The 6,613-nt window shown below is 34.2% G+C and carries 4 protein-coding genes and 2 pseudogenes; 2 read left to right on the top strand and 4 right to left on the bottom strand.

Features of this window, described 5'->3' with window-relative positions:
• The first annotated feature begins 15 nt into the window (after positions 1-15).
• Positions 16-297: a LysR substrate-binding domain-containing protein gene (locus DWV34_RS18245; protein WP_118476776.1), complete on the top strand. Its 282-nt coding sequence runs from the start codon at positions 16-18 to the stop codon at positions 295-297.
• On the opposite strand, the pseudogene hcp reads toward DWV34_RS18245, so the two are convergent.
• The 3 genes and pseudogenes from hcp to DWV34_RS17070 form a co-directional block, all read right to left on the bottom strand.
• Positions 277-1,014, bottom strand: a pseudogene (gene hcp / locus DWV34_RS17080) (hydroxylamine reductase); the annotation flags it as partial. The gene DWV34_RS18245 and the pseudogene hcp overlap by 21 nt on opposite strands.
• Positions 1,015-1,159: 145 nt before the next feature.
• Entirely contained in the window at positions 1,160-1,306 is a 147-nt protein-coding gene (locus DWV34_RS18155; protein ID WP_243000972.1) for a DUF1858 domain-containing protein, read from the bottom strand.
• Between the two features lie 383 nt (positions 1,307-1,689).
• Positions 1,690-3,372: a S8 family peptidase gene (locus DWV34_RS17070; RefSeq protein WP_118476775.1), complete on the bottom strand. Its 1,683-nt coding sequence runs from the start codon at positions 3,370-3,372 to the stop codon at positions 1,690-1,692.
• Positions 3,373-3,488: 116 nt separating this feature from the next.
• Between DWV34_RS17070 and DWV34_RS17065 the strand changes: the two genes are divergently transcribed.
• Positions 3,489-5,168 (top strand): S8 family peptidase, encoded by a 1,680-nt coding sequence (locus tag DWV34_RS17065; protein ID WP_158565712.1) that lies wholly within the window; start codon positions 3,489-3,491, stop codon positions 5,166-5,168.
• 460 nt (positions 5,169-5,628) lie between these two features.
• On the opposite strand, the pseudogene DWV34_RS17060 reads toward DWV34_RS17065, so the two are convergent.
• Positions 5,629-6,561: pseudogene (locus DWV34_RS17060) on the bottom strand (IS30 family transposase); the annotation flags it as partial.
• Between the last annotated feature and the right edge of the window lie 52 nt (positions 6,562-6,613).

The following is a 6,613-nucleotide window of genomic DNA, read 5'->3' as shown; positions in this document are numbered from 1 at the left end:
TGGCACTAAAATAACGTGCGGTTAGTACCTCCCACATTCTGCCGTCGGACAATCACACCAGAACACATTATCGAATTTAATTCATTAAGTGCACTAATTGCCAGTATATGCGCTGGCGTTGGAATAAGTCTGTTACCCTCCAGTATTGTAGCTTCCTACATAAAAGATGGACTCATGACTACCTATCCAATTCCAGAAGCCTATACTGTTATCCCCACTGTAATTGCATACAGAAAAGACCATTTTAAGAATGAAGCTTTCCGAGCCTTTCTGAACTTATCTCAGAATTTTCTTTAAATCCTCTTCTGGTGTACTGATTGGTGAAATACCGTAGTTTTCAACCAAAAAGTTTAAAATGTTTGGAGATATAAATGCAGGAAGTGTTGGTCCAAGATAAATATTCTTGATACCAAGATGTAATAATGTCAATAGGATACAGACTGCTTTCTGCTCATACCATGACAACACCATAGAAAGTGGCAATTCATTTACTCCACATTCAAAAGCTTCTGCTAATGCGATTGCTACTTTAATTGCACTAAAGGCATCATTACACTGTCCCATATCCATAATTCTAGGCAGGCCACCAATTTCTCCAAGGTCTAAATCGTTGAAACGATATTTTCCGCATGCAACGGTCAAAATAATGGAATCCTTTGGTGACTTCTTAACAAATTCCGTGTAATAATTTCTTCCAGTTCTTGCACCATCACATCCACCTACCAGAAAGAAATGACTGATATCACCGTTCTTCACAGCATCAACCACTTTATCTGCTACCGATAGGACTGTTCCATGTCCAAATCCTGTAGTAAGTATTGATCCTCCATTGATACCTGTAAACTCTTGCTCTTTTGAATATCGTCCAAGCTCTAATGCCTTTTCAATCACTGGTGTAAAGTCTTTATCCTCTCCAATGTGAACCATCTGTGGGTAGGAAACTACTTCTGTTGTAAATACTCGATCTGCATAACTTGGTTTTACAGGCATCAAACAGTTCGTTGTATAGTAAACGGTAAATAATTACTCATCAGAATACAGTTTTTAATACTCTTCTAAATAAATTCTATTTCTGAGGAAGAAAATACTCCTTTGCAAAGCCCATGTTCTGAACAAGTTCAAGTGTACCGAGATAGTTTTTATTTTTGTCTCTGACTTTCTACATTAAACCGTTTTTAGCCAGCTCGGTTAATATATCTTCCATGCGGATTCTTTTCATCTTTGCACCTTTTGGAATCGTCATTATTTTCCCAACCGAGTGTAGCATTGCTGGTTTCGAAATATCTGAAAATCCTAGTATTTTCATAATATCAATTAACTCTGGATACTTCTGTACCAACTCAAAATACTTAAATTTAAATTAATATGCTTACTCATTCGACAACCTCCAATATTCTAATATAAATTATTATGTCCCTTTACATATGTTATTTTACATAAATTTATTTAGCAAAGATGTTGTAATGACAACATTAGGAATGATTCTTAAAAAGAGGACGGTATTACTCCCGTCCAGTATTCCCTTTTCTTCCTCTTCTTGATCAAGTTCTCCCATATGGTATCTTTCACAACCTTTGTAGTTCCTTTTCTATATTGGATTTAATAAGTTTAAAGTCTTACATACAATCCAACTATAATTCTATATTAATTTGCTGTAATAATTATAAATTATGTGTGCTTTTCGACTTATTAAAATAACCCCAGATTTTCAAAGAAACGATTCACATCAATTTTGCCATATCCCCATTCTTCATTTGGATATATAATACTTTCCTCACGGTTGGCTCCTCGAATCAATAAACGATTTATATCATTTCCTGTTATTGATGTATAATTTCCTCTAACATCAGCCCACTCTAAAATCATTGCCATTATTCCAGTAGTATGCGCAGCTGCAGCTCCTGTTCCACTTATTGTTCCAAACTTATTATTTAATAAAGCACACGGTATATCAACTCCTGGAGCAGCTAAATCTGGTTTAATTATACCTGCTCTATTATATCCTCTACTAGATTCAATGTAAAAGCTGTCATTTATTGGGTTATACGATGATACCGTTAATGGAATTCTAGCATTTCCTGGAGAAGTTATCGTTGTGTAAGGATTAGCTCTAATAAAAAATGTACTATCTGATATTAAATCCCCATTAGGCAACCATGCATGTAGTTCAAAAGGTTTTTGATCTAAATTAACTAGTTTTAAATTCCAGATTCCGGAAATAGCATTACGAAATCTTATTAGAATTAATTGATCTCCAGTTTCCTGCTCAAATAATGAATTATTAATCCATACAGTGCTTTGATTAAAAACAAAATTATATTTTTGGCAACTTGATATTGATGGATATACCATTTTTGTTGTTTCACCTGTAGGAGTAATTAATTCTACTGTACAACGTGCAGGTACATTCATCCATACTTCCAAAGAAAATTCTTTATCATCTTCTCCTATATTAATTTCTATATTTTCCAAATTACCATTACGTGGTATATTAGAATAGAAATGTCTTCTTTTATTTCCTTCATTTCCAGCCGCTACTACTATTCCAATTTTAGAAATTTGAGAAAGATAATTGATGTAGCTACTTGTGGCTCCAAGTCCATCATGTCCTCCCTGACTTGTTCCAATCGCAAGACATATTGCTAGTGGCCTTTGCAATTCTCTTGCTTTTGTCACTAAATATCTAATTGCTAAAATCACATCTGATTCTTGAAAGCACAATTTATCCTCGGGAACAAGAAAGATATCATATAAATTTTTTTTTGCCTTTTTTAATTTTACAACAGCAATTTCTGCATCTGGAACAACCCCAGAAAAATCATTTTCAGAATCTTCATTTCCCACTATGATACTGGCTATTGCTGTTCCATGTCCATTATCATCTATTGTCGGGACCTCTTCTAATGGTGAATTAGATTGTAATGCCATATTAATTTGTACTTTGTTATATTCTGTACCATATGAAAAGTCCTTTGGTTTATTATCTGATTCTATCGTTTGATCCCAAATACAATTTATTTTTGTAGTATTATCTTTTTTACGAAATACCGGATTTAAATAGTCAATTCCTGTATCAATTAGTCCAATAAGGACACCTTGACCATATAACGATAAATAATTATTTCTCTGCACTTCACCAATTCCGGATTTTTCCATGCTTATTGTTGATGTTAAAGTAAATAAGGACGGAAATCTATGATATGGAGTTTGACCAAGCTCACAAATATCTTCCTCATTTCTTTTTGTATGAATTAACATGTGCCTTTCATTTAAATATGTAATATTTCCATTTGTATTATCTGCATTGTCTAATTCCCCCAATAATATATTAAATATAAGATCATAGTAATCCTCATCAATTATTTTATTCATACTTTCACCTGTCAATTATTAATCAGTACATTGTATGAGATATATTTCTATATATGACAAAAAATATATATTCTATTTATTCTAGTTCGTCATATTTTATAAAAGGGGGATATATTATGAGTCAAAAATTTGAGAATCTTTTAAATATTAGTTTACAAGTAACTCCTACAGAACGAGCTAAATCTCCAAATTTAGAAACAGGTTACAATGAGATTGATGATACTTGGGAACTCATTATAAAATATGTAGGTGATATTAACACATTTATGAAAAAATATCCAGAGATTATTGTTTCCAGTTTAATTAATAGATATGCCATTATAGTTACATCTGGAAAATATATCGAATTACTTTCGAATGAACCACTCATAGAATATATCGAAAAGCCTAAACGTATTTACTTCCAACTATATAGCGCTAAAAGTGAATCATGTATAACATCTATTCAGAGAAGGCTTTCCATTAATAGCGATGGTCTATCTGGAAAAGGTATCATTGTAGCCATTATAGATACTGGAATAAATGCAAAAAGTCTGGAATTTAGAAACGACGATGGTTCTACTAGAATACTAAATATTTGGGATCAGGTAAAAAATATTGAAGTAGGTCAAAACGAAATTAACGATTATATAAACTCAAATGAAACAACAACATTTGCAGGATTTGATAGCAATGGTCATGGAAACACTGTCGCAACAATAGCCTGCGGTAAAAGTGGTGTTGCACCTAAAGCAGATATAATAGTTGTAAAGATGGGGCTATCAAGACCTGGAAATTTTCCTAGGACTACACAACTAATGGAAGCTGTAAATTATGTTCTATTAAAAAGTCTACAATATAATAAACCAGTAGCGATAAATATTAGTTTTGGTAATAACTACGGTGATCATACTGGAAGTTCTCTGCTAGAGACTTTTCTAAATGAAGCCTCTCTTTTTTGGAAGAACTCTATTTGTGTTGGAGTAGGTAATGAAGGCCTTGGTGCTACCCACGTAGGAGGAACAATAGGAAGCTTCCAATCGCAAACAATTAATTTAAATATAAGTAACTATGAAACCTCGTTAAGTATACAAATATGGAAAGATTATTGGGATGATCTATTTGTTGAAATCATTACACCTACTGGCAATAATTTAGGACGTATAGACATTTATAACCAAGTTGTTAGAGCCACTTCAAATAATACTACATTATTAATGTATTACAGTGCTCCTACCCCATATTCTATACGCCAAGAAATTTATATTGATATGATTCCCACAGAATCTTATATTGATTCTGGCATATGGTCGATAAAAATAACTTCCAGAAAAATTGCAAACGGAAGATATGATTTATGGCTTCCTTCAATTGCTTCATTAAATTACGGTACAGGTTTTGAAAATGCTGATGGTTCTCTTTCAATTACAATTCCTTCAACAGCATCAAAAGTGATTTCCGTTGGCGCTTATAACCACAACAATAACACTATAGCTCCTTTCTCAGGAAGAGGATATGTTGCACAAATTGCAGGAACAAAGATTTCTAAACCTGATTTGGTGGCCCCAGGCGTAGATATCCTTACAAACTATACTTCTCACACGGGTACTTCTTTTTCCACACCATTTGTAACAGGTAGTGCCGCTTTGCTAATGGAATGGGGAATTGTAAGAAACAATGATCCATATCTTTACGGAGAAAAAGTAAAAGCTTACCTTATAAAGGGTACCAATTATTTTTCTGGAATCTCAAACTATCCAACTTCGCAAGTTGGTTGGGGACGTCTATGCACTAAAGATTCATTACCAATAAATTAGGCTTAAGGATCTATTTCTGTATAATACATTAACCACTAAAATCTAAAACTAAAATCGGAAAAAAAGCAATATTTGTTGATTGAGATCTGTTTTTCATGTAGGCACCCATTACCTCGCTTTGGGTGTATCTATTCTATATTTGAGAGTTCATAGAATTACTTACACTTTTTCTTACTCAATAGTAACACGAGATGCCACTTTGTAATTCGAAACGCAGTTTTTGTATTCAAGAAGTAAAGTTTTGTAAATGAAAAGCCACTTTTGTAAGTGAAATGTAGAGTTTTGTAATCAAAAAGCCATATTTGTAATCCACATGCAGTTTGATTTTCAGTTTTTTCTGCTGTATTATGATAATTACAAGCATGCCAAAGGGAGGTCGACTCCCTCTCGATTTCTTTGTAATCGGAGAATCCACCCCTTCATTCCTTAGACAGATGATGGGTTGGCGGCACGTTCATAATTATTTTTTGAGAAGTATTGGTTTTAAGAGGATGTCTCCGGCGGCTACCGGTTCACATCCAAGTTTCTTTAGAACCTCTTCTCCATGATAAAAGCTGAAGGTTTCGTATGGACTACGATTATTCAGCTTTTTTCTTTTGTAGGAATTGATATGATTCATCATCAGATTTACATCTTCCTGGGTCAGCTTATCAAAGCTTGTTCCTTTTGGCAGAACTCTTCGTATTAATTCATGATTGACTTCACAAGCACCTTTTTGATAAGGGCTTCCCGCATCGCAGTAATACACACTGGTCCTCTGATAGCGACGCCCCGGTGACGGATGCTCACGATATTCGATTTCCTTTGGATTTGAAAATTCGCTACCGTTGTCTGTGAGTATTACTTGAAACAATTCATCAAAACATTTTTCACCGAGTTCCTGCTCCAGTTGATTATAGATGTCTATTACCGACTTTGAGGTATTAGCGTCTCTTAGAAAGGCAAGCATGAGGCTGCATTCGACAAAGTGAATTGTGAGAAGACATTTTCCACCTTTACTGCCAATCACGGAATCCATCTGAACAACTGGCGTATCCGGATTTTTTTCCATGTAGGAGGTGAATGCTTCGTAGTTACGACCAATACGACAGCCTTTATCAACTTTGAATTCTGGCTTTTTATATCTTTCACGAAATTTAACTTTTCTTGGGAGATCAATATTTCGTACATCAAACATACAGGCATCAATGTAGTTATAGATTGTTTTCTCACTACACATAAGTTCATCTTCATGATTGATATAGACTTGATTCACAGACTGCCCATTTTGAATGAGCGGAGAAATAATCTTATTTAACCTACTGATTTCTTCCTCTGATACGCAAAGACCACTTCGCGATTGTGTAATGACTTCATGGGATTTGAGATGAGCGTGTTCTGCATCGTATATGTTTGTCGGGCGGCGAATTAAAGTTCCAACCGACTGCAATTCTACCGCAAATTAA

It is taken from the genome of Anaerostipes sp. AF04-45 (genome assembly GCF_003461725.1).
Lineage (GTDB): Bacteria > Bacillota > Clostridia > Lachnospirales > Lachnospiraceae > Anaerostipes > Anaerostipes caccae.
This window is presented reverse-complemented; position numbering and strand designations above follow the sequence as displayed.

Bases quoted from the DNA above. Each gene is read 5' to 3' on its own strand.
- DWV34_RS18155 (WP_243000972.1), bottom strand. From the start codon at position 1,306: ATGAAAATACTAGGATTTTCAGATATTTCGAAACCAGCAATGCTACAC.
- DWV34_RS17070 (WP_118476775.1), bottom strand. From the start codon at position 3,372: ATGAATAAAATAATTGATGAGGATTACTATGATCTTATATTTAATATA.
- DWV34_RS17065 (WP_158565712.1), top strand. From the start codon at position 3,489: ATGAGTCAAAAATTTGAGAATCTTTTAAATATTAGTTTACAAGTAACT.